General features: G+C 64.8%; 18 protein-coding genes and 1 pseudogene. 9 read left to right on the forward strand and 10 right to left on the reverse strand.

Features of this window, described 5'->3' with window-relative positions:
* Positions 1 to 9: 9 nt before the first annotated feature.
* From AAFG16_RS27165 to AAFG16_RS27190, 6 genes are all read right to left on the reverse strand, one after another.
* Positions 10 to 381, reverse strand: a complete 372-nt coding sequence (locus tag AAFG16_RS27165; protein WP_027557857.1) for an SUF system Fe-S cluster assembly protein — start codon at positions 379 to 381, stop codon at positions 10 to 12.
* Entirely contained in the window at positions 378 to 1,625 is a 1,248-nt protein-coding gene (locus AAFG16_RS27170) for a cysteine desulfurase (protein ID WP_283079436.1), read from the reverse strand. The genes AAFG16_RS27165 and AAFG16_RS27170 overlap by 4 nt, the downstream gene beginning before the upstream one ends.
* Positions 1,622 to 2,944, reverse strand: coding sequence for a Fe-S cluster assembly protein SufD (gene sufD, locus AAFG16_RS27175; RefSeq protein WP_342730237.1), 1,323 nt, complete (start codon positions 2,942 to 2,944; stop codon positions 1,622 to 1,624). The genes AAFG16_RS27170 and sufD overlap by 4 nt, the downstream gene beginning before the upstream one ends.
* 11 nt (positions 2,945 to 2,955) lie before the next feature.
* Positions 2,956 to 3,705: a Fe-S cluster assembly ATPase SufC gene (sufC, locus tag AAFG16_RS27180; RefSeq protein WP_283079438.1), complete on the reverse strand. Its 750-nt coding sequence runs from the start codon at positions 3,703 to 3,705 to the stop codon at positions 2,956 to 2,958.
* Positions 3,706 to 3,766: 61 nt separating this feature from the next.
* A complete protein-coding gene (gene sufB, locus AAFG16_RS27185) occupies positions 3,767 to 5,263 on the reverse strand; it encodes a Fe-S cluster assembly protein SufB (protein WP_028146302.1) in 1,497 nt (498 codons plus the stop codon).
* 113 nt (positions 5,264 to 5,376) lie between these two features.
* Positions 5,377 to 6,516 carry a cysteine desulfurase family protein gene (locus AAFG16_RS27190; protein ID WP_342730242.1) on the reverse strand — a complete coding sequence of 380 codons (1,140 nt, stop codon included), beginning with the start codon at positions 6,514 to 6,516 and terminating at the stop codon, positions 5,377 to 5,379.
* A 351-nt stretch (positions 6,517 to 6,867) separates the two neighbouring features.
* Here AAFG16_RS27190 and AAFG16_RS27195 point away from each other — a divergent pair, with 351 nt between their 5' ends.
* A complete protein-coding gene (locus tag AAFG16_RS27195) occupies positions 6,868 to 7,515 on the forward strand; it encodes an alpha/beta hydrolase (RefSeq protein ID WP_018641706.1) in 648 nt (215 codons plus the stop codon).
* Between the two features lie 62 nt (positions 7,516 to 7,577).
* A pseudogene (locus AAFG16_RS27200) lies at positions 7,578 to 8,088 on the forward strand (DUF1697 domain-containing protein).
* Here AAFG16_RS27200 and AAFG16_RS27205 read toward each other — a convergent pair.
* From AAFG16_RS27205 to AAFG16_RS27215, 3 genes are all read right to left on the reverse strand, one after another.
* Complete coding sequence (locus AAFG16_RS27205; protein WP_342730244.1) at positions 8,085 to 8,408, reverse strand: multidrug efflux SMR transporter; 324 nt, start codon at positions 8,406 to 8,408, stop codon at positions 8,085 to 8,087. The pseudogene AAFG16_RS27200 and the gene AAFG16_RS27205 overlap by 4 nt on opposite strands.
* Positions 8,409 to 8,411: 3 nt before the next feature.
* A complete protein-coding gene (locus AAFG16_RS27210; protein WP_342730246.1) occupies positions 8,412 to 9,089 on the reverse strand; it encodes a glutathione S-transferase family protein in 678 nt (225 codons plus the stop codon).
* A gap of 107 nt (positions 9,090 to 9,196) precedes the next feature.
* Positions 9,197 to 10,300 carry an anhydro-N-acetylmuramic acid kinase gene (locus AAFG16_RS27215; protein WP_342730248.1) on the reverse strand — a complete coding sequence of 368 codons (1,104 nt, stop codon included), beginning with the start codon at positions 10,298 to 10,300 and terminating at the stop codon, positions 9,197 to 9,199.
* 160 nt (positions 10,301 to 10,460) lie between these two features.
* Between AAFG16_RS27215 and tyrS the strand changes: the two genes are divergently transcribed.
* The 5 genes from tyrS (at position 10,461) to AAFG16_RS27240 (ending at position 17,711) form a co-directional block, all read left to right on the forward strand.
* The gene (gene tyrS / locus AAFG16_RS27220; protein ID WP_027557830.1) at positions 10,461 to 11,714 is read left to right on the forward strand and encodes a tyrosine--tRNA ligase; all 1,254 of its coding nucleotides are present in this window, start codon (positions 10,461 to 10,463) and stop codon (positions 11,712 to 11,714) included.
* 56 nt (positions 11,715 to 11,770) lie between these two features.
* The gene (locus tag AAFG16_RS27225) at positions 11,771 to 13,042 is read left to right on the forward strand and encodes an MFS transporter (protein WP_342730250.1); all 1,272 of its coding nucleotides are present in this window, start codon (positions 11,771 to 11,773) and stop codon (positions 13,040 to 13,042) included.
* A 218-nt stretch (positions 13,043 to 13,260) separates the two neighbouring features.
* Positions 13,261 to 13,665, forward strand: a complete 405-nt coding sequence (locus AAFG16_RS27230) for a DoxX family protein (RefSeq protein WP_283079444.1) — start codon at positions 13,261 to 13,263, stop codon at positions 13,663 to 13,665.
* Positions 13,666 to 14,060: 395 nt separating this feature from the next.
* Positions 14,061 to 15,755 carry a methyl-accepting chemotaxis protein gene (locus AAFG16_RS27235; RefSeq protein ID WP_342730253.1) on the forward strand — a complete coding sequence of 565 codons (1,695 nt, stop codon included), beginning with the start codon at positions 14,061 to 14,063 and terminating at the stop codon, positions 15,753 to 15,755.
* 261 nt (positions 15,756 to 16,016) lie between these two features.
* Complete coding sequence (locus AAFG16_RS27240; RefSeq protein ID WP_342730255.1) at positions 16,017 to 17,711, forward strand: methyl-accepting chemotaxis protein; 1,695 nt, start codon at positions 16,017 to 16,019, stop codon at positions 17,709 to 17,711.
* Between the two features lie 157 nt (positions 17,712 to 17,868).
* Here the strand turns inward: AAFG16_RS27240 and AAFG16_RS27245 are convergent, their stop codons facing one another.
* Positions 17,869 to 21,687 carry a DUF3971 domain-containing protein gene (locus AAFG16_RS27245; protein ID WP_342730257.1) on the reverse strand — a complete coding sequence of 1,273 codons (3,819 nt, stop codon included), beginning with the start codon at positions 21,685 to 21,687 and terminating at the stop codon, positions 17,869 to 17,871.
* A 195-nt stretch (positions 21,688 to 21,882) separates the two neighbouring features.
* Here AAFG16_RS27245 and AAFG16_RS27250 point away from each other — a divergent pair, with 195 nt between their 5' ends.
* Both AAFG16_RS27250 and AAFG16_RS27255 read left to right on the forward strand, forming a co-directional pair.
* Complete coding sequence (locus tag AAFG16_RS27250; protein WP_342740980.1) at positions 21,883 to 22,563, forward strand: peroxiredoxin; 681 nt, start codon at positions 21,883 to 21,885, stop codon at positions 22,561 to 22,563.
* A gap of 111 nt (positions 22,564 to 22,674) precedes the next feature.
* Complete coding sequence (locus AAFG16_RS27255; RefSeq protein WP_342730259.1) at positions 22,675 to 24,039, forward strand: peptidoglycan DD-metalloendopeptidase family protein; 1,365 nt, start codon at positions 22,675 to 22,677, stop codon at positions 24,037 to 24,039.
* The last annotated feature ends 52 nt before the right edge of the window (positions 24,040 to 24,091 follow it).

Genomic DNA, 24,091 nt, shown 5'->3' on the forward strand with positions numbered 1-24,091 from the left:
CCGAGACCGTCACCACATGTTGAGCACGAGGCGGGCCTCGTCGCTCATGCGTTCGGGCGACCAGGCCGGCTCCCAGACCACCTTGACGTCGACCACGCCGACGCCGGGGACGCTGGCAACCGCGTTCTCGACCATGGTCGGCAGCTCGCCGGCGGCCGGACAGTTCGGCGTCGTCAGCGTCATCAGCACGTCGACCGAGCGGTCGTCCTTGATCTCGACCTTGTAGATCAGGCCGAGCTCGTAGATGTCGGCCGGGATTTCCGGATCGAACACGGTCTTGAGGCCGGCGATGATCTCGGTGGTCAGGCGCTCGGTCTCCTCCGGCGGCAGCGCCGAGAGGGTCTCCATCGGATTGGCTTTGATTTCGGCCGTGTCACTCATGCGAACAAATCCCGCGCCTTGAGCAGCGCCTGTGCCAGATGATCGACTTCTTCCCGCGTATTATACATGCCGAACGAGGCCCGGCAGGTGGCAGTCACATTGAACCGCTCTAAAAGCGGCATCACGCAATGGGTGCCGGCCCGCACCGCGATGCCCTGGCGGTCGATCACGGTCGCGACGTCATGGGCGTGTGCGCCCTTGAGCTCGAACGAGATCACCGGGCCCTTGCCGCGGGCCGTTCCGATCAGCCGCAGCGAATTGATCTCGCGCAGCTTCTCCTGGGCGTAGGCAGTCAGGTCGGCTTCGTGCGCGGCGATGCGCTCCTTGCCGATCGAATTGACGTAATCGATGGCGGCGCCAAGCCCGACGGCCTCGACGATCGCGGGCGTACCCGCCTCGAACTTGTGCGGGGGATCGCCATAGGTGACGACATCACGCGAGACCTCGCGGATCATCTCGCCACCACCATTGTAAGGGCGCATCGCGACGAGGTGGTCGTACTTGGCCCAGAGCACGCCGATGCCGGTCGGCCCGTACACCTTGTGGCCCGTGAAGACGTAGAAGTCGCAGCCGAGATCCTGGACGTCGACGGGCAGATGCACCGCACCCTGGCTGCCGTCGACCAGCACGGGAATGCCGCGCGCGTGGGCGATTTTGACGACGTCCTTGATCGGCACGATGGTGCCGAGCGCATTCGACATCTGCGTGATCGCGACCAGCTTGGTCTTCGACGTCAGCAGCTTCTCGAACTCGTCGATGAGGAAATTGCCCTCGTCGTCGACCGGCGCCCACTTGATCACGGCACCCTGCCGCTCCCTGAGGAAATGCCAGGGAACGATGTTGGAGTGGTGCTCCATGATCGAAAGGACGATCTCGTCGCCGTCCTTGATGTTCGGGCCACCCCACGACGACGCCACCAGATTGATCGCCTCGGTCGCGTTGCGGGTGAAGATCACTTCCTCAGTCCGGGACGCGTTGATGAACTGCGCCACCTTGGCGCGGCCGCCCTCATAGGCTTCGGTCGCAGCGTTGGCGAGGTAATGCAGGCCGCGATGCACGTTGGCGTATTCGCTCGTATAGGCCTGCGTCATCCGGTCGAGCACGGACTTCGGCTTCTGCGCCGAGGCCGCGTTGTCGAGATAGACCAGCTTCTTGCCGTAGACCTGCATGGCCAGCGCCGGAAAGTCCTCGCGCACGCGCGCAACGTCATAGGCGCCGTTCTTGACTGCGGGATGGGTGCTCATGACCGCCGCTCCAGCCAGCGCTCGGCGATGCCGATCACGTGCTCGCGCAATCCGTCATCGGCGATCTGCTCGATCGCCTCACCGACGAAGGCCTGGATCAGCAGCGCCTGGGCCTGCTTCTCCGGCAGGCCGCGGGCCTTCAGATAGAACAGCAGGCTGTCGTCCAGCGCGCCGGCGGTCGCGCCGTGGCCGCAGGAGACATCGTCGGCAAAGATCTCGAGCTCGGGCTTGTTGTCGGCCTCGGCTTCGTCCGAGAGCAGCAGTGCGCGAGTCATCATCTTGCCGTCGGTCTTCTGCGCGTCGGGACGAACGATGATGCGGCCCTGGAACACCGAATGGGCGCGATCGTCGATCACGGCACGGAAGACCTCGCGGCTGACGCAGTTCGGCACGGCATGATCAACCACCAGCGTGGTGTCGCCATGTTCGGTCTTCTGCAACAGGTTCACGCCATTGGCGGAGAGCTCGCTGCCCTCGCCTGCCAGCGTGATGAAGCCCTGCAGGCGGCTGACGGCCGCGCCTGTGGTCATGTTGAAGAAATTCAGCTTCACATTCGCACCGACCGTGACGAACTGCGAGGTCACGTTCACCGCATCAGGCGCATCGTCCATCAGGCGGATATGCGCGACGTCGGCGTCATCGCCGATCCAGAGGATCACCGCATCGTTGACCTGATAGCTGCTCGCCTTCCCGGCTGCGACGAAGCTCTCGACGACTGTGGCGCGCACGCCTTTGCCGATCCTCAGATGCGAGCGGGTGAACGCGGACGCACGAGCCGCGGTCGCGATGTGGATGACCTGGATAGGCGCAGACAGCTGCGTACCGTCGGCCACCGAGACCACGACGCCATCCGTCGCCATGGCCGCATTGAGCGAGATCACGGCATCGGTCGCGGCAGTCTGGAGGAGGTCACCGGCCGCAGGATTGGCCTCGTTCGCCAGGACCTCGCGCAACGTCTTGAGGCTCACTTCGGACGCGAGCGCCTTGACGTCGGAGAGATCGGCAATAAACACGCCATCGACCAGCACCAGCTTGCGGGCGCCCGCGATCGCGTGCGCCTTCACAGCCTCGGCGGCGCGCTTCAGTGCGGCGGCATCGGGGCTCGCCGCTAGCGGCAGCACCTCGCCGACCAGAGCGCGCAAATCGGTGTATTTCCATTCCTCGATCCGGCGATGCGGCAGGCCGAGACGCTCATAGGTCTCGAACGCCTCGCGGCGCACCGCAACGACCGCCGGCGAACCCGGCAAGCGGCCTTCGGCGCTGGCGAAGAGATCGCTCACCGCACGGCCGTTCCCGGTCTTTGCCACAGCAACGTTCATCACAAAAATCCTTACGCGTCCTCGAACTGGGCGTAGCCGGACGCCTCCAGCTCCAGCGCCAGATCCTTGGCACCGCTCTTCACGACCCGACCGCGCGACATCACGTGCACGAAATCAGGCACGATGTAGTTCAGAAGCCGCTGATAGTGGGTGATGACGACCATCGCGCGCCCCGGCGAGCGCAGCGCGTTGACGCCGTCGGCGGCGATGCGCAGCGCGTCGATGTCGAGGCCGGAATCCATCTCGTCGAGGATGCACAGGCTCGGCTCGAACAGCGCCATCTGAAGCACCTCGTTGCGCTTCTTCTCGCCGCCGGAGAAGCCGACATTGACGCCGCGCTTGAGCATGTCCTGCGGGATGTTCAGCGACTTCGAGACCTCGCGCACCTTCTTCAGGAAGTCCGGGGTGGAATATTCGCTCTCGCCGCGCGCCTTGCGCTGAGCATTCAGCGCGGTGCGCAGGAAGGTCATGGTGGCGACGCCGGGGATTTCGACCGGATACTGGAACGCCAGGAAAACGCCCTTGGCGGCGCGTTCCTCGGGAGCCATCTCCAGGAGATCCTCGCCCTTGAACAGGATCTGGCCGTCGGTGACCTCGTAGCCGGGCTTGCCGGCGATGACGTGCGAGAGCGTCGACTTGCCGGAGCCGTTCGGCCCCATGATCGCGTGCACCTCGCCCTCGTTCACGGTCAGCGTCAGCCCGTGGAGGATCTCACGCTCCTCGACACGAACCTTGAGGTCTTTCACTTCAAGCAAAGCCATCTTGGTATCCAGTCTATTCAATTGATTTTGGAGCGCCGCAGCGCGCCGCGAGGATCGGCGATCAGCCGACCGACCCTTCAAGCGAGATCGAGATCAGCTTCTGCGCTTCCACCGCGAATTCCATCGGCAGTTGCTGCAGCACGTCCTTGACGAAGCCGTTGACGACGAGGCCGACGGCCTCTTCCTGCGATAGGCCGCGCTGGATGCAGTAGAACAGCACGTCCTCGGAGATCTTCGAGGTCGTTGCTTCGTGCTCGAACGTTGCCGACGAGTTCTTGGCCTCGATGTACGGCACGGTGTGCGCGCCGCATTTGTCGCCGATCAGCAGCGAATCGCAGGCGGTGAAGTTGCGCGCGCCGGTCGCTTTCCGGTGCGCGGTGACGAGACCGCGATAGGTATTCTGCGACTTGCCCGCGGCGATGCCCTTGGAGATGATGCGGCTCGAGGTGTTCTTGCCGAGATGGATCATCTTGGTGCCCGAATCGACCTGCTGGAAGCCGTTCGAGATCGCGATCGAGTAGAACTCGCCGCTCGAATTGTCGCCACGCAGGATACAGCTCGGGTACTTCCAGGTGATCGCCGAGCCGGTTTCGACCTGGGTCCAGGAGATCTTGGAACGATCACCGCGGCAGTCGCCACGCTTGGTGACGAAGTTGTAGATGCCGCCCTTGCCTTCCGAATTGCCGGGATACCAGTTCTGCACCGTCGAATATTTGATCTCGGCGTCATCGAGCGCCACGAGCTCGACCACGGCCGCGTGCAGCTGATTCTCGTCGCGCTGCGGCGCAGTGCAGCCCTCGAGATAGGAGACGTAGGAGCCCTTGTCGGCGATGATCAGCGTGCGCTCGAACTGGCCGGTGTTGCGCTCGTTGATGCGGAAATAGGTCGACAGCTCCATCGGGCAGCGCACGCCCGGCGGCACGTAGACGAACGAGCCGTCGGAGAACACCGCCGAGTTCAGCGTTGCGTAGAAATTGTCCGAGGTCGGAACCACCGATCCCAGATATTTCTGCACCAGCTCGGGATGCTCGCGGATCGCCTCCGAGATCGGCATGAAGATCACGCCGGCCTTCTTCAGCTCCGCCTTGAACGTGGTCGCAACCGAGACCGAATCGAAGACCGCGTCGACCGCGATCTTGCGGCGGGCGGGATCTTCCTCGCCCACCTTGGGCTCGACGCCTTCGAGCATGGCGACTTCCCGCAAGGGGATGCCGAGCTTCTCGTAGGTCTTCAGGATCTCCGGATCGATCTCGTCGAGCGAGGTCACCGTCTTCTTCGGCTTCGGCGCCGCGTAATAGTAGATGTCCTGGAAGTCGATCTTGGGATACTCGACGCGCGCCCAGGTCGGCTCGGTCATGGTCAGCCAGCGCCGATAGGCCTCCAGCCGCCACTGGAGCATCCAGGCGGGCTCGTTCTTTTTCTGCGAGATGAATTTTACGATCTCTTCCGACAGCCCCTTGGGGGCCTTCTCGGAGTCGATCAGGGTCTCAAACCCATAACGATACTGGTCGACGTCGATGCGCTTCACGCGCTCGACCGTCTCTTGTACGGCTGGCATTCCATCCTCCGCTCGCGGTTTCAAGGACCGCGGTGGATCAAACTCGGACGAGTATTACGATGTTTTCTGGCCGAAAGCACGCGCTTAGAACCGTTCAAGCCGTGTTTCGTCGCTTACGCTCTAAGTAGGGTATTACCCAGCTTTCGCCAAGCCTCTAACGCCCTATTGATGTCATCTGGTTCTGTGGACCAGCCCAGACTGAGACGCACCGCTCCCTGGGCGACGGTGGCATCATACCCCATCGCCGACAGCACGTGCGACGGCTGGACCTTGCCCGAGGAGCAGGCCGAGCCGGAGGACACGGCGACCCCTTCGAGGTCGAAGCCGATCACGGCAGTCTCGGCCTTCAGGCCGGGTGCGGTAAAAAGAACCGTGTTCGGCAATCGCTCCACGTCGTCCGCGAAGATGGTGCCTCCGGCGACGCCGCGAAGTCCATTTTCCAAGCAATTCCTGAGGGTTATCATCCGCTCCACATCTTCCGGGAGAGTCTGAAGCGCCGCCCTCACCGCTGCACCGAACCCGGCAATGCCTGCGACATTCTCGGTTCCCGCGCGGCGGTTCAGCTCCTGGCCGCCGCCCCGCAGCACCGGCTCCAGCCCGGCGATTCCCTCAGCGACAACCAGTGCGCCGACGCCCTTGGGACCGCCGATCTTGTGCGCAGAAAAGGTCGCAAGGTCCGCGCCTACCGCGTTAATATTGAAAGCAATTTTGCCGAGCGCCTGGATCGCGTCGACATGCAGGAGGCCGCCGACCTCGCGGACGATCCGCGCGGCTTCGGTGACCGGCTGGACCGCGCCGGTCTCGTTATTGGCCGCCATGATCGAGACCAGCGCCGGCGGACCGTCGCCAAGCAGTGCCTTCAGGTGATCGAGATCGATTACGCCCGAGCGCGTGACCCGGATCTGACCGATCCTGTCGGCCGGGAACCGGCCGCCTGCCAGCACCGAGGCATGCTCGATAGAAGAGACCAGCAGCCGTTCGACAGGGCCGCCAGAGGGACCGCGCAGGCCTGGCGACAGCGCCAGCGCATTGGCCTCGGTTCCAGCGGATGTGAAGACAACGTTCCGCGGCAGCGCACCGGTGGCCGCCGCAAGCGCGGCGCGGGCCTCCTCGACCAGCCGTCGCGCCTCGCGCCCCTCGGCATGAACCGAGGATGGATTGCCGACCAGGTCCCAGGCAGCGAGCATCGCGTTCCGCGCTTCAGTGCGGAGCGGTGTGGTCGCATTCCAGTCGAGATAGACGCGGCGCGGCATTGAGTATTATGTTACCTTGCATTGCGGGACCTGGTCGGCCCGCCTCGCTGCCCGACATGGGCCGCCGCCGCTTACTTGGCAACCGTGATTCCGAAACCGCGGCCGGCGATGACGCCGCCATGACGCGCTAACACCTTGCGCCCATTGAGTGATGTTCAAGATGCTTGCTTTTTGCCCCGCAGCCTATGTTAGAACGCGGCCGTCGAGTCACCGCGCGCCATTCGCGCATCACCGCGAGGCGCACGCCTTCTCATCCTTCATTCGCGCTTTCGTCGGCATCAAAGTCGACGAAGCCACAATCGGTTGATTGCCGAGGAACCTCGCTCCAGCACATCAATCAAGAGATCATCGATGCCTGAAGTCATTTTCGCCGGCCCCGCTGGCCGTCTCGAAGGCCGCTATCACCCGGCCAAGCAGAAGAACGCGCCGATCGCGATGATCCTGCATCCGCATCCGCAGTTTCACGGCACGATGAATCATCAGATCGTGTACCAGTGCTACTACGCCTTCGCGCATCGCGGCTTCTCGGTGCTGCGCTTCAATTTCCGCGGCGTCGGCCGCAGCCAGGGCTCGTTCGACCATGGCACCGGCGAACTGTCCGATGCCGCCGCCGCGCTCGACTGGGCGCAGACCATCAATCCCGAAGCGCGTGCCTGCTGGGTCGCTGGCTTCTCGTTCGGCGCCTGGATCGGCATGCAGCTTCTGATGCGCCGCCCCGAGGTCGAGGGTTTCATCTCGATCGCGCCGCCGGCCAATCTCTACGACTTCTCGTTCCTCGCGCCCTGTCCCTCGTCCGGCCTGATCGTGCATGGCGAGAAGGACGCGGTGGTGCCGCCGAAGGACGTCAACACCCTGGTCGAGAAGCTGAAGACGCAGAAGGGCATCGTGATCGACCAGCAGATCATCCCCGGCGCCAACCACTTCTTCGACGCCAAGCTCGAGCCGCTGATGGAGACCATTACGGCCTATCTCGACATGCGTCTCGCCAACGTCCGGTAAGACTCTTATTTGAGCATGATCTATTCGGAAAACCGCTTCACACTTTTCCGGATCATGCTCTGATGGCCGCGTTCGTAGCCCTGCTGCGCGCGGTCAATGTCGGAGGCACCGGCAAGCTGCCGATGACCGAGCTCAAGGCAATGTGCGAAGAGCTCGGTTTTGGAGCCGTGCGCACCTACATCGCCAGCGGCAATGTGGTCTTCACCAGCCGCAAATCGGAATCCGCAATCAAGGCCGCGCTGGAAAAGCGCTTGCACGCCTTCGCCGGCGCGCCGGTCGGCGTGCTCGTGCGCAGCGCTGCCGAGATGGCAGAGGTTCTGGCTGGTAACCCGTTCTCCAATGGCGCCCAACCGCACGGTAGCGATCTTCCTCGACAAGGCGCCGCCCGCGGACACGCTCGCCGGAATTCGCGGTCAGAAAGACGAAGAGGTCGAGCTCGGCCGCCGCGAGATCTACGTGCATTACGGCGACGGCATGGGGACGTCAAAACTCGCGATCCCCGCCGCCAAGACCGGCACCGCGCGCAACATGAACACCATCGCCACCCTGGCGAAGATGGCCGCCGAGCTTTAGGCCAGCTTGAGCGCGGTAATCCCCATCAGTACCAGCACGATACCTACGAGCTTCATCACGCTGAGCGTTTCCCCGAACAGCACGACTCCCATCAGGAACGTGCCGGCAGCCCCGATTCCGGTCCACACCGAATAGGCGACGCCGACCTCTAGCACCTTCAGCGCGCGCCCGAGCAGGAACACGAAGGCTGCGAGCAGCACGAGCGAAGCGATGCTCCACCCCGCCCGCGTGTAGCCTTCTGCGTACTTCATCGAGATCGCCCAGCCCACGTCGAGTGCGCCGGCGATCACCAGCATCAGCCAGGCGAGGGATGACGACACGGCTCAGGCCGCGAGCTTGAGGAGATGCGCATCGTGCCGGACGAGGAAGGCGCGTAGCAGTTGCGGATAGTCCGCCCCGACCGCGGTACGGACGCTCGGGCGCTTCGCGAGCTCGGCGCGCCAGGCGCGGACCTTCGGCACATCCTTGAAGATGCCATGCTCGGTCAGTTCGTCGAACAGATCGAAATAGCGAAAGACCGGCGCGAACACCGCATCGACCAGGCTAAACGCCTCGCCGGCGAAATAAGGCCCGGCGCCGAGCGCGGCTTCCACGCGCGCGAACTTCGCGACAAGCGCCTGACGCTTGCTTTCGAAGGTCGCCGGAACCGTCGTGGTCTCGAGGCCCCAGAGATCACCGAGGATCGCCGAGCCGAACTCCATCCAGGCGCGATGCTCGGCACGCTTCAAGGCATCGGCCGGATGCAGCTTGGCGCCGGTTTGCGTCTCCTCGATGTATTCGCAGATCACGTTGCTCTCGAACAAGGCCACCTCGCCCTTGTCCGTCGTCACCACCAGCACCGGCACCTTGCCGAGCGGCGAGATCTTCAAGAACCAGTCGGGCTTGTTGGCGAGATCGATGTCGATCCGCTCGAACGGAACGCCCTTCTCCTTCAGCGCGATCACGGCGCGCTGCACATAGGGACAAAGCTTGTGGCTGATCAGTTTCAGTGAAGCGGTCATGGCAACGATCCCGGGCGGTTAAATGCAACTGCATCCAAGATAGATGCATTTGCATTCTCCTGTCAAGATCAATGCATTTGCATTAATCGGCTGTAACCTTTGCCCACTCAGGGCCGCGCGATCACCCCGCCCGTCATGGGCATCGGAACGCCCGTGGTGGCCGGATAAGACAGTGGCAGACCCTTGAGGCCGCGGACGGCGAGGAAGCCGAAGGCCTGCGCCTCGATGGCGTCGGAGGCCCAGCCGAGGGTCTCGGCGGCCTCGACCGTGGCGGAGCCCACCCTCTCCCGCAGCATCCGCAACATGGTGAGGTTGCGGGCGCCGCCGCCGCAGACGATCCAGCTCCGCGGCCGCCGCGGCAGCAGCGGGATGACACGGGCGATCGCGGCAGCGGTGAAGGCCGTGAGCGTCGCCGCGCCGTCGGCCGGCGCGACCTCGCCGAGCTTGAGGGTGGCGAAATCGTTTCGATCGAGCGATTTCGGCGGCGGGCTTGTGAAGAACGGCAGCTCCAGCGCCCGTGCGATCCAGGCGTCGTCGACCTTGCCGAGCGCAGCGAACTTGCCCTCCGCGTCGAACGCCTGGTTCATGGTGCGGTACATGAAATCGTCGAGCAGCGCATTGCCGGGCCCGGTGTCGCAGGCGATCAGCGTGTCGTTGCCGTCGATATAGGTGACATTGGAGACCCCGCCGATATTGACCACGACGATCGGCCCTTCGCGCTCCAGCGAATTGGCGAGCGCGCGGTGGTAGACCGGCACGAACGGCGCACCCTGCCCGCCCGCCTCGACGTCGGCAGCGCGGAAATCATGCATCACGGGGATATGGATCGCCCTGGCGAGCGCCGGCCCGTCGCCGATCTGAACCGTCATCCGCTTCTCGGGCCGGTGCAGCACGGTCTGGCCGTGGAAGCCGACGATGTCGATGTCCTCCGGTCGCATCCGATTCTGGGCGACGAAGGCGGCGACCGCCTCGGCATGGGCCAGCGTCACCGCGCGCTCGGCCTCGGCCAGGACGCCGGGGCGGGCATCGCGCCGCGGCAGGTGCACGGCCTCGGACAGCGCCTGGCGCAGCAGATTGCGCTCCGCCGGGCTATAGGGCCGGTAGCTGGACGGTCCGAATGCCTTCACCTGTTTTCCGTCGGTCTCGATCAGCGCGACATCCACCCCGTCCAGCGAGGTGCCGCTCATCAAGCCGAGTGCCGTCAACATCATCTCAAGCGGGCCTCGACGTCCCCTGCCCCGACGCCTGACTTGTATCAAACAAGTACATCTTATAATGCCACAGCGCGCATTTTTGCGGCAGCCCGGCTGACGCTGGTTCCGCAACTTGCCGCAATGATCGTAAAATAAGAATGATCAGGCACGCCGACAGATGACTGCATTTAAATCGGATTTCCTCAACACCCTGCAAGAGCGTGGATTCATCCACCAATGCTCCGATTTCGAGGGGCTGGACGCGCTCGCCGCCAAGGGCGAGGCGACCACCTATGTCGGCTACGATTGCACCGCCCGCTCGCTGCACATCGGCAACTACCTGACCATGATGATGCTGTACTGGCTCCAGCAGTCCGGCAACAAGCCGATCACGCTGATGGGCGGCGGCACCACCATGGTGGGAGATCCCTCCGGCAAGGACGAAACGCGCGCGATGCGCACCGTCGCCGAGATCGAGGCCAACAAGGAATCGATCCGCGGCGTGTTCGCAAAGGTACTGCGCTATGGCGAGGGCAAGAGCGACGCCATCATGCTCGACAATGCGGAGTGGCTGACCAAGCTGAACTGGATCGAGATGCTGCGCGACGTCGGCCGGCACTTCTCGGTCAACCGCATGCTGACCATGGACTCCGTGCGGCTGCGCCTCGAGCGCGAGCAGGAGATGAGCTTCATCGAGTTCAACTACATGGTCTGCCAGGCCTACGACTTCGTCGAGCTCGCCAAGCGCACCGGCTGCCGTCTCCAGATGGGCGGCTCGGACCAGTGGGGCAACATCATCATGGGCGTCGATCTCGGCCGCCGCATGGGCACCCACCAACTGTTCGCGCTGACGACCCCGCTCTTGACCACCGCCTCCGGCGCCAAGATGGGCAAGACCGCGCAAGGCGCGGTGTGGCTCAATGCCGACCAGTTCTCGCCCTATGATTTCTGGCAGTATTGGCGCAACACCGAGGATGCCGACGTCGGCAAGTTCCTGAAGCTGTTCACGACGCTGCCGATGAGCGAGATCAAAAAGCTCGAGGCGCTCGGCGGCTCCGAGATCAACGAGGCCAAGAAGGTGCTCGCGACCGAAGCGACCGCGCTGCTGCACGGCCGCGACGCCGCGAACGAGGCGGCCGAGACCGCACGCCGCACTTTCGAGGAAGGCGCGCTGGCCGAAAGTCTGCCGACGGTGGAAATTCCGCGCGGCGAATTGGACGCCGGCCTCGGTGTGCTCAATGCCTTCGTCAAGGCGGGCCTGGTTGCCTCCAACGGCGAGGCGCGGCGCCAGATCAAGGGCGGCGGCCTGCGCGTCAACGACGAGCCCGTGACCGACGAGAAGATGGCGCTGTCGGCCGGCAATCTGACGCCGGAAGGCGTGATCAAGCTGTCCTTCGGCAAGAAGAAGCACGTCTTGATCAGGCCTGCATAGGCTTATGAGCTTTTGATGCTTGTCAGGGCGCGCCGAAGCGCGCTCCCTGACGGGCAATGGATCAGAACACGCCCAAGCAAGCGACGGCGGAAACCAGCAAGGATAGCGTTGCGACAACGCCGCAAGGCGCCGTGCGCATCGCGCTCACCGTGCTGGCGCTCTGCTTCACGCTCGCGGTTCTCGGCCGCGGGCTCGGCGACAGCTTCACGGTGTTCCTGAAGCCAATCTCGGAAAGCTTCGGCTGGGATCGCGGGCAGATCGTGTCGGTCTATTCCCTCACCTGGCTCGCAAGCGGCCTCACCGCCCCCTTCGTCGGCCGCCTGTTCGACCATTCCGGACCGCGCATCGTCTATGCGCTCGGCCTGCTGCTGCTCGGTGCGGCGTTCCTGATCGCGGCGCACGCCCAGCATCTCTGGCAGTTCCAGCTCTCGATCGGCCTGTGCGTCGGCATCGGCGTCGCTTTCATCGGCATCGTGCCGAACTCGATCCTGCTCGGCCGCTGGTTCGGGCCGCGTCTGCCGACCGCGATGTCGGTGGTGTATTCGGCGATGGGCGGCGGCGTGCTGGCGCTGCTGCCGGCCTCGCAGCTCCTGATCGACCACATCGGCTGGCGCGACACCTACCAGTTGTTCGGTTTCGCAGCGTTGGGCCTGCTGGTGCCGCTGTTGCTGCTGCCGTGGCGCATGTTCGCCGCGGGCTCGCCGCATGTCGTGAAGAAGACCGATCCGAACTTTGTCGACAATGGCTGGACGCTGCTCGGCGCCATGCGCCATCACGCCTTCTGGGCGCTGTTCTCGACCTTCTTCTTCACCGCCGTCGGCATGTATGCGATTGCCGCCCAGATCGTGGCCTATCTGATCGATGCCGGTTTCCCGCCGCTCCAGGCCGCGACAGCCTGGGGTTTTTCCGGCGTCGTGCTGGTGTTTGGAATGCTCGGCGTGTCCGCGCTCGACGGGCTGATCGGGCGCCGGCCCTCGGTGCTGCTGAGCTACGCGATCTCGATCCTCGGCATCGTCCTGCTCTGGCTGTTGCAGTACACTCCGAACATCCTACTGCTGACCGGCTTCGTCGTCTGCTTCGGCAGCATGATGGGCTCGCGCGGCCCGCTGATCAGCGCAACCGCGATGCGGATCTTCCAGGGCAAGCGCGTCGGCACCATCTACGGCACCATCTCGATCGGCAGCGGGCTCGGCTCGGCGTTCGGCTCCTGGAGCGGCGGCCTGATCCACGATGCGACGCACGGCTACAACGCGTTGCTCGCCTTCGCACTTGCGAGCGTGGTGCTCGGGATGATCCCGTTCCTGATCGTGCCCGCCTTGCGGCGCTAGGTTTCGCAGGAGTAACCTAAGCGCATTCGTGTCACCGGAAAATTACGGACGGATGCGATACGAACACGCGCAAAAAATGCGGGCCGCACCTGGCTGAAAGCACATCCTGTGGTGTTTTGTCCGACATGACAAAAATGTCAGCGCAAATTGGGCTTGGGCGCTTGCAGGCTGGAACCGAATGCGGTCCAAGTCGCGCATTGGATGGAGGGCACAAACCAATGGACTTTCCCTATCTCGTTCGCTTTCAACCGGTTCTCTTGAGCCTGTTTCGCTTCATCACCGGCTTGCTGCTGTTCCAGTACGGCGTCGCCAAGCTGTTCAAGTTTCCGGTGCTTCCCTACTTCGCGAACATCCCGCCGCTGATCTATGTGGCCGGTACGCTCGAGCTCGTGCTCGGCGCGCTGCTCATGATCGGCCTGTTCACGCGCCTCAGCGCTTTCATCCTCGCGGGTGAGATGGCCTTCGCTTACTTCATGGGCCACATGTTCAAGGGCGAGACGCCGGTGTTCCTGCCGCTGCTCAATGGCGGCACCGCGGCGATCCTGTTCTGCTTCGCCTGCCTCTATCTCTCGTCGGCCGGCGGCGGCTCGGTCAGCGCCGATGCGGCGATGGGCAAGAAATAACGGCCCGATCGGCGACACGTTCGCGCGGCGCTGACGGACGTGCAGTCGAGGCGCAAATAAACGACGGCACCGGCAGCTTCGCCGGTGCCGCCTACCGCGAGCCCAGCACGTTCCAGATCAGAACGAGGGCCGCGACCAGCAGCACGGACATGATGAGGCGGTGAGCGAATCGGTTCATTGCCACTCCGGCTAAGCCCAATCAGGACCAAAGTCTGAGAACGACGTCCTCCCGCAAAAAAGCGGGAGCGCGGCGATGCATGGCGATTTACCTGCACACTTGCGCATAAGGCGGCAAATGCCGTCCGCGCGATGGGCCGTCGCATGCCTACGTTCATGATTGGTAAGAACTTCATGCTACCGATGCGAGCAATAACAACCGTTCCGTAGAGGCCGCGATGAAGCTGCTCAGTCACCTGAAGATCCGCACCAAGCTGACCAGCATGGTCTGCCTCGCGGCACTCACGGTCACGGCCATCATCGGGGTCTCGGCGGTGCTCAGCAAGAGCCGCATGATGGAGGACCGTGTCCAGCAGATGCGGACTGCGGTGGAACTCCTCTACAACTACGCACAATCGCTCCAGGACGAGGTCACTGCCGGCAAGCTGACGCAGGCCGAGGCGAAAGCCCAGTTCCACCAGCGCGGCCGCCGCATGAGCTTCAACGGCGGCCAGGGCTATCCTGTCGTCTACAATCCCGACACCTCGCTGTTCGTAAACGGCGCCAACCAGCAGCTCGAAGGCAAGATCACAGGTGCCATCGACTCCAATGGCGTCCTGATCGCCGACGCGATCATGAACACCGCCAATCAGAATGCCCAGGGCGGCGTGGCCTCCTACCTGTATCCTCGTCCCGGCCAGACCGAGCCGGTCCGCAAGACCGTGTTCACGCGCAAATTCGCGCCCTGGAACGTCACCATCAGCTACGGCCTTTATGTCGACGACATCGACGCCGACGTCCGTGCCTTGACGCTGGAGCTTGCCGCGATCGGCATCGGCCTGATGCTGCTGATGGCGACCTTGTCCTGGCTGATCGCTCGCGACGTGCTCGGCGCGCTCGACCGCCAGAAGAACCGCATGCAGGAGATCGCCGACGGCGCCATCGACAAGCCGGTCGAGGAGACCGATCGCGGCGATGAGATCGGCCGCATGGCCGAGACGCTCGAAGTGCTGAGACAGACCGCGCTGACGGCACGGAATCTGGAGGCCGAGCAGGTCGCCGCCAAGAGCCGCGGCGAGCAGGAGAAGCGCGAGGCCCTGATCGCGCTCGCCGACCGCTTCGATGCCTCCGTCGGCCAGCTCGTCGGCCTGATGGCCTCGGGCTCCGGCGAACTCGAGACCACCGCCAAGTCGATGTCGTCAACGGCCGAGGGCACCAACCGCCGCGCCGCCGTGGTCGGCTCGGCCGCGACTGAAGCCAGCCAGCGCGTCCAGACCGTCGCGGCCGCCGCCGAGGAGCTCTCCTCCTCCATCACCGAGATCAGCCGTCAGGTCGCGCAATCCGCCGAAGTGACCGGCCGCGCCGTCGACAGCGCGCGCCGCACCGACACCATCGTGCGCGCGCTCTCGGACGGTGCCCAGCAGATCGAGCACGTCGCCGAGCTGATCTCCAGCATCGCGGCACAGACCAATCTGCTCGCGCTCAATGCCACCATCGAGGCGGCGCGCGCCGGTGACGCCGGCCGCGGCTTTGCCGTCGTCGCCTCCGAGGTCAAGTCGCTGGCGAGCCAGACCGCGGAGGCCACCCGCGAGATCGGCGACAAGATCGCCCAGATCCAGGGCGCCACCAGGGAAGCCGTCGACGCCATCGGCGGCATCACCGCCACCATCGAGGAGGTCAGCCGCATCGCCACCTCGATTGGCGCTGCCATCGAGGAGCAAGGCGCCGCCACCGCCGAGATCGCCCGCAGTGTCTCCCAGACCGCGGAGGCGACCAAGGAGGTCACCACCAATATCGGCGGCGTCTCTACGGCAGCCAACGAGACCGGCAACGCCGCCGGCATGGTGCTCGCGGCGGCCAGCAATCTCTCCAAGCAGGCCGAGCAGCTCTCGGGTGAAGTCGGAACGTTCCTCGCAGGCGTGCGCGCGGCGTAAGCTGCGCGACTTCTGTACTGGTCCGAGCGCGACGACGCCTCGGCGAATCGATGCGTCGATCGCACCACCTGAGCACGCACGCGATCCAGCTTTTCTTGGACACGTCGCCGCAGGCGTTGACCTTGCGCCTGCATATGTGTGTCCACGGCTGCGCGAATTGCATCGCGCCTGAACGCGTCATCTCATGCGTTCACGAATGGTAAGAATTTCCTGATACCGCTGCGCGAGAACAAACATTCTACAACCGTTCTCGAGGCCGTCATGACGCTGCTCAGTCACCTGAAGATCCGCACCAAGCTCACCAGCATGGTTGCACTCGCAGCGCTCACCGTGACCGCCCTCATTGTCGCCTCAAGCTATCTCAGCAAGACTCGCATGCTCGACGATCGCGCGCGCCAGATGCAGACCGCGGTCGACCTGCTGCACGGCTTCGCGCAGTCGCTCCAGGACGAGGTCACCGCCGGCAAGATGACGCTCGCCGACGCGCAAGCCGAGTTCAAGCTGCGCGGCCGGCGGATGAAGTTTGGCGGCGGCCAGGGTTATCCCGTCGTCTACACCGCCGACTCAACCGTCATGATGAACGGCGGTGCGCCTCAGCTCGAAGGCAAGAACAACGGCATCAAGGATGCCAATGGCATCGTGATCGGCGATGCCACGGTGAACGTGGCCAAGCAAGCACCTGAAGGCGCCATCCTGTCCTATCTCTTCCCGCGTCCGGGCGAAACCGTTCCGGTTCGCAAGCTGGTATTCGCTCGCCACTTTGCGCCCTGGAACGTCGCGATTGCCTACGGCCTTTATGTCGACGACATCGACGCCGACGTCCGTGCCTTGACGCTGGAGCTTGCCGCGATCGGCATCGGCCTGATGCTGCTGATGGCGACCTTGTCCTGGCTGATCGCACGCGACGTGCTCGGTGCGCTCGACCGCCAGAAGAACCGCATGCAGGAGATCGCCGACGGCGCCATCGACAAGCCGGTCGAGGAGACCGATCGCGGCGATGAGATCGGCCGCATGGCCGAGACGCTCGAAGTGCTGAGACAGACCGCGCTGACGGCACGGAATCTGGAGGCCGAGCAGGTCGCCGCCAAGAGCCGCAGCGAGCAGGAGAAGCGCGAAGCCCTGATCGCGCTCGCCGACCGTTTCGATGCTTCCGTCGGCCAGCTCGTCGGCCTGATGGCCTCGGGCTCCGGCGAGCTCGAGACCACCGCCAAGTCGATGTCGTCCACCGCCGAGGGCACCAACCGCCGCGCCGCCGTGGTCGGCTCGGCCGCGACTGAAGCCAGCCAGCGCGTCCAGACCGTCGCGGCCGCCGCCGAGGAGCTCTCCTCCTCCATCACCGAGATCAGCCGTCAGGTCGCGCAATCCGCCGAAGTGACGGGCCGCGCCGTGGACAGCGCCCGCCGCACCGACACCATCGTGCGCGCGCTCTCGGACGGTGCCCAGCAGATCGAGCACGTCGCCGAGCTGATTTCCAGCATCGCGGCACAGACCAATCTGCTCGCGCTCAATGCCACCATCGAGGCGGCGCGCGCCGGTGACGCCGGCCGCGGCTTTGCCGTCGTCGCCTCCGAGGTGAAGTCGCTGGCGAGCCAGACCGCGGAGGCCACCCGCGAGATCGGCGACAAGATCGCGCAGATCCAGGGCGCCACCAGGGAAGCCGTCGACGCCATCGGCGGCATCACCGCCACCATCGAGGAGGTCAGCCGCATCGCCACCTCGATTGGAGCTGCCATCGAGGAGCAAGGCGCCGCCACCGCCGAGATCGCCCGCAGCGTCTCACAGACCGCGGAGGCGACCAAGGAGGTCACCACCAATATCGGCGGCGTCTCTACGGCAGCCAACGAGACCGGCAACGCCGCCGGCATGGTGCTCGCGGCGGCCAGCAACCTCTCCAAACAGGCCGAGCAGCTCTCCGGGGAAGTCGGCACGTTCCTGGCCGGCGTGCGCGCGGCGTAGCGCGCCACTCAGAACACGAGACATTTGGCACGAAAGCGTCGCCACATTCGTCATGGCCGGGCTTGTCCCGGCCATCCACGTTTTGGCCGAGCTGCACGAAGAACGTGGATGCCCGGGACAAGCCCGGGCATGACGAGCACTTGGGAAAGTAGGTGGCTTACCGCCGCGTGAGGCTGCAACCGTTCGAGAGCTGCCGCGTCGATCCGGTCGAGCCGTCGTTCGATTGCGACGGGAATTCCTCGAACGGCGAGTTCTGCTTGCCGGTGTTGAACTCCATGATCTTCCGCGTCACGCCGGGAAAGATCGCGGAGATCGGATTGACGCGCATGACGGGGGCGGCCGGCGTACCGACGACCTCGTAGGTCACGCCGATCAGTCCCTCCTTGTCGCCGGCCCCCAGGATCAACCCCAGCACCGGAATCTGTCCGAACATGTTGTTCAACCCGTACATCGGCACGAAGGTGCCGCTCATGCACACCTGGTTGCCGGGGTAGTCGATCGAGCCTTCGATGGTGGCGCCGATCATCGGGCCCTTGACCACGCCGTCGCGGATCGTAAGCGCACCGTTCTGCCGGGTGAATTCGGCGCGGAGCGCACTGAACGAGACGCCATTCCCGGTGCCGTTGGGCGCACCGGCGGCGACGCGCTCGAGCTGCGCCTCGCCCTTCACCGTGAAGTCGCGCACGTTGATGAGGCCCTCGCGCGAGGTGTTCGGCTCCGACGTCGGCGGCTCCATCGCCACCACCATCTGGCCGCCGACCGCCTTGGTGTAGGTGTCGGTGAAGCGCAGCAGCGCGCCGGCATTGTTGGTCTGGAGGTAGATCACCTCGCGGTTGCCCTGGGCGCGGCCACCGCGCAGGTCGGCCGCGACCGGCGAGTCGTTGCCGATCTTGCCGCTCAGCGTGACCGCCTTGATGGCCCCGCTGCGCTTCGACATCTTGGCATCGACGCTGCGCATCGCCTCGCCGTTGAAACCCATGACGGCGCCGAGTTTCAGGTCAATGTCGAAATCGACGTTCTTCAGCTTGTTCTTGGAATCGTCCTTGGAATTGCCTGAGATCGCCGATTTCAGGAAGCCGCGGCCGTCGAAGATGTCGCCGCGCATCGTGCCCTTGACCACGCCGTCCTGGCTCCGCTCGACCTTCAGCGATGCCTTGTCGCCGTCGGACGGCGAGTAGGTCGGGAAATTCGCATTCATGAGGTCGCCGTTGGGATCGAGCTCGAGCGAGCCCTTGATCGAAGCGCCGCCGCCATCAATGACGATGTCCTCGAAACGGGTCGACTGCGCCGTCGGCACCACTTTGAAGCTGGCCTTGCCCGACTTGCCCGGCAGCTTGACCCAACCGGGCAGGATGTTGTCGAGCTTGACCGACGTCAGGTCGGCCTCGACGCCGAGCTTGGTGGTCTGGTCGGGACCGCCGGCAATCTTGCCCGACACCTTGATCGGCAGCGAGCCGCTGACGGCCGGGCTCAGATCGAAGCCGAGGCGCGCCCGGCTCGCATCATCCAGCGTCGCCTGCAAGCGGACGTCCGCGTCGCCCTCGGCCGGCTTGCGGTAGTCGAGCGAGGCCGTCTGCCCGTTGATCTTGACGTCGCCCTTGACCTGATAGCCCTGGTTGTTGGCGGTGATCTTGAGGTTGTTGGCCTCCAGCTTCTGGTTCATCACCAGCTTGTCGGCGGAGAAGCCGTTGAGATCGGCGGTGACGGCATAGACGGTGTCGGCCTTGGTCAGCTCGCCCTTGACCGGCAAGCCGAGCTGAATGTTCGCCGTGAACGTCCCCTTGCTGGTGTTGGGATCGACGACCGTCGCGGACAGGTCGCTGAGGCGATCATTGGCGAGCATTTCGGCCGCCGCCGGCACCGGACCGTCGACGCGGAACCTGGTGCGCGACGGCGAAGGCTTGGGCGCCATGTCGGGCACCTCGAAGACGAAATCGGAGATCGTGACCTTGCGGCCCGCAGGCGTATCGGCAATGCCCTGCCCGATATTCACGGTCGCGGTGCGCCCGGTGACGCGCGCCTTCAGATCGGCGTCGTGCACGACAGGCATGCCGTCCACGGGGCGGACCGCGACGCCGCTCGCCACGATGTTGACCGAGAGGCCGTCGTCCGGAATCGGCGGGCCCTTGCGCGGCAGGTTCCTGGTCGGCGAATTGATGCCGATCTCGATGCGCTGAAGCGTGCCGTGCTCGATCCGCTCGATCACCCATTCGCGCAGCTCGGGCACCACGAGCGTCGGCCACATCCGCTTGAGCGCGGAGGCCGACATCGGCGTGCCGGCAAAGCCCAGCGTCAGCCGCGGCTCGCCGGAATAGTCGATGGCGCCGGTGCCGGCGACGCCGATCTCGCCATTGCTGATGTCGGCTTGCGTCAGCAGCATGCGCTTGTGGTCGGTGTCGAAGCGAAAGCCGATCGCAATGCGGTTGAAGACCAGCGGCGGCTCGTTGTCGATGCCGCCGAGCAGGATCGACCCGCCGCTGAAGCCAAGCTGCCAGTCGTTGACGGTGCCGTTCGGCGGCTCGAGATGGGCCAGCAGGGTCAGACGGTTCGCGCCCGAGAGGATCTTGAAAGGTGCGACCAGCACCCGCCGATTGGCGTCCCACTCGATGTTGATCTCGGCCTGGTCGATCGCCATCGGGTAGTCGGGCGTATCGGTGTCGATGATGTTGCCGGTGCCGACCGCGATCTTGCCGCGGAAGAAGGTCGGCACACCGTCGCGGCCGAGCTCGCCTTTGAGCTCGCCGGTCAGCGGCAGATCGGCGGTGTAGGTGAGGTCCTTGACCCGCAGCGCCAGCAGGATGTTGGAGGTCGAGACCTTGTCGGCCTTGATGTCGATCGAGCGCACGCCGTTCTCGGCGGGGCCGATCGTGGCCCGCAGCATCCACGGACGCGCGCCCTCCTCGCCGAGGCTGAGCGTGACGCCGCCACGGCTCGGCCGGCGCAGGCTCAGCGTGATGTTCTCAAAGGTCCATTTGCTGCCGCGCTGCTGATCGTCGACGATCAGGTTGCCGTTCTTCAGGCCGATCTCGTTGAGGTTCTGACCGTCGAGGCCGGTCATGCTCAGGCTGTCGAGCCAGTCGAGGCCCTGAAGGATGCCACTCTGCGCGGTCGCCTGAGGGACCGATTGCGATGCGGCTTGGGATGGGTCTTGGCCCGCAGGCGCGGTCGCAAAGGGCGGCGGCGGAACGCCATTGCGCGGGAAGGTCGGCGGCAGGCCCGCGTCCTTCTTGGACGCAACACCGGTTGCGAGCGGTTTGGCGGTGTCGCCGGCGGAGACGGTGACGGTGCCGTCCGGCGCAATGCGGATCGCGAGCTCGGCGTCCACGAGGTTGAGGCTCTCGGCGCGCAAATGGCCCATCAGGAGACCGGCGCCCGACAGCTTCACCTCGGCCTTCGGCGCGGTGGCAACGATGGCATGATCGTGGTCGCGGACGACGATGTCGCGGATGCGGACGGCGATGCGGACCCGGCCGGCCCGCTCGATCTGGGTGCCGCCGACCTCGACCGTATTGCCGTGACCGATATTGTCCTCGATCGCCGCAGCCAGCCAGGGCGTTGCGATGTCGAGATTGATCGGACCGGCGCCAAGCCGCCACCACAGCGCGCCGAAACAGCCGACGAAGACGACGACGAGGGTGCCTACGACGACGGCGATCCGGCGAAGCCAGCGTCCACGCGGCAGCGCCCGTCGAACCGACGAGAAGCTGTCACCGAACCGAAAGCGCGAACTGGAGCGCGACAGCAGGCGGCGCGCGCGATGGCCCGCCTCCTCCTCCTGATCCTGATCCCAATCGGCCTCGTCCCATTCCGGCGGCTCTTGATAGCCGCCGCGCCGATCGAAGTCCCGATTGTGATCCTGGGGCGACGTATTCCTTGCCATTGCCTCTCGATACAGGCGCCCATCATAGGATTGAGCGCCGCCCGGACCGCAGCCGTCGACGGGGATCGAAGCGCCCCGCCCCGGCGTTGCCGCCATACCTCGAATATTCCTGCTGTTCGTCATTTCGCCCCGGGAGCGCGTTCAACGAGCAGTGGGGTGGTGCGTGGAAATCCTTGTAACCATATTCCGGCGCCGTCAGACTTGCCCAGCCAAGGGCACGAATCCGGCGTGCCGGACGAGAGCTGCAATACCGCTTTGGTTGACCCGCCGAAAGCGTCGAAAGGAAGGCGTATGTCCAAGAAATCCCGAAAGAAATCGTCCAAAACGCCCTCCGGCAGTCCGACGGCCAAAAAGAAGACCCTGAAAACGCGGGCATCCAGTCAAACAAAGCTCGCCAAAACCCGGCGGGCACCGGCCAGCAAATCAACCGCGAGCATAGCAAAGACAGCATCGCATGGGGCCGCATCGAAACAGTTAAATTCCTCCAGATCGGCCGCGGCGGCGAAGGTGGCCCTGGCAGAGGGCGCGAAAGCCCCCGCCTTCCGCCTGCCCCGCGACGGCGGCGATGTGGTCACGCTGTCCGACTATGCCGGCAGCAAGCTCGTCCTGTTCTTCTACCCCCGCGCCGACACGCCCGGCTGCACCAGGGAGGCGATCGACTTCACCCGGCTTGCCGACGACTTCGCCAAGGCGGGCACGGCCGTGCTCGGCATCTCCGCCGATCCGTTAAAGGCCCAGGAGAAGTTCCGCGACAAGCACAAGCTTGGCGTTCCTCTCATCTCGGATGAGAGGCACGAGATGCTCGAGGCCTATGGCGCCTGGGGCGAAAAATCCATGTATGGCAAGAGCTTCCTCGGAATTCTTCGGACCACGATTTTGGTCGGAAGCGACGGCAAGATCGCCAGGATCTGGCGCAATGTCCGGGTCGACGGCCATGCCGATCAAGTGCTCGAAGCGGCAAGAAGTCTTTAACCAGCCCGTTAAGTTCTAACGGTTCCGTTTCCGGAAAATTAACCATGACCGGCCCAGATTGCTGCGGCAATTGAGCCGCAAGGAACCCATCCGACCGGCGCGGGAGTGCCGATGTCGAAAAGTTCTGCCCAATACTCGCAGTACCCCCAGCATCATCCTCACGACCACGGACGGGCCTTCCAGCGCCGTCCTGCCGCCGCAGTGGCGGCGGCGATTCCGCTTCCCGCGACCGACGACGCCTACACCATCGTGCATCACGGCAAGCAGGTCCGGCTCGGGCCCGTGGTGTTCTGGATTGTCGTCGGTACCGTCGTGCTGCTCGGCCTGTGGTCGGCGGCAACCGCCACCTATTTTGCGTTTCGCGACGACGTCCTGACCCGCCTGATCGCCCGCCAGGCCGAGATGCAATACGCCTATGAGGACCGCATCGCCGAGCTGCGCGCTAAGGTCGACCGCACCACCAGCCGGCAATTGCTCGACCAGGAACAGTTCGACCAAAAGCTCGACCAGATCATGAAGCGCCAGACGGCGCTGGAGTCCCGTGCAACGGCGCTCGGCGCCATGCCCGACGTGACCGGATCGATCCCGCGCTCGGCGCCGCAGCGCGGCGATGCCGGTCAGAGCTCGACGCAGGGCACATCCAAACCCTCGCCGATCAGCGACACCGTGATCTTCGTGGCGCCGCCTGATCGCGAGGCGCGGCTCGAGTCGCGCGCGCCGACCGTGGCGGCTGCGCCGACCAGCCAGTTCGCCAAGAACCAGGGCTTTGACAACGTCCTGGTCCGGCTCACGAGCTCTCTCGACCAGGTCGAGCGTCGCCAGATGGCGGCGCTCAGCGCCGTCGAGGACGGCATGGATTCGCGGATGCGCCGGATGCGCGGGGTCGTCAGCGATCTCGGTTTGAACCTCGCCAATCTCGAAGCCGCCGTGCCGCGCTCCGCGATGGGCGGGCCCTTCGTACCCGTCAAACTGACCGGCAATGTCGGGCCGTTCGAGAAGCAGCTCTCTCGCATCAACACCACCCGCGCCGAGATGGACCGGCTCAATCGCACGCTGGCGCTGGTGCCCTATCGCAAGCCCGTCATCGGCGAGGTCGAGTTCACCTCCGGCTTCGGCGTGCGCAGCGATCCCTTCCTCGGCCGACCCGCGATGCATACCGGGCTCGACTTCCGCGCTGCGACGGGCGATCCCGTCCGCGCCACCGCCTATGGTAAGGTGGTCTCCGCCGGCTGGTCCGGCGGTTATGGCCGCATGATCGAGGTCGATCACGGCAATGGGCTTTCGACCCGCTACGGCCATCTCTCCGAGATCAGCGTCAAGGTCGGCGAGATCGTCAAGATCGGCCAGGTCGTCGGTCTCGTCGGCTCGACCGGCCGTTCCACCGGTCCGCATCTGCATTACGAAACCCGCATCGACGGCGAAGCGGTCGACCCGCAGAAATTCCTGCGCGCCGGCGTGCGCCTCAGCGCGGGCTAAAGCACGATCCGGACCCGAAGGGCCGCCCGAGCGCAAAGTGCGCAGCGGTTTT

Source organism: Bradyrhizobium sp. B117, assembly GCF_038969555.1.
Taxonomy (GTDB): Bacteria; Pseudomonadota; Alphaproteobacteria; order Rhizobiales; family Xanthobacteraceae; genus Bradyrhizobium.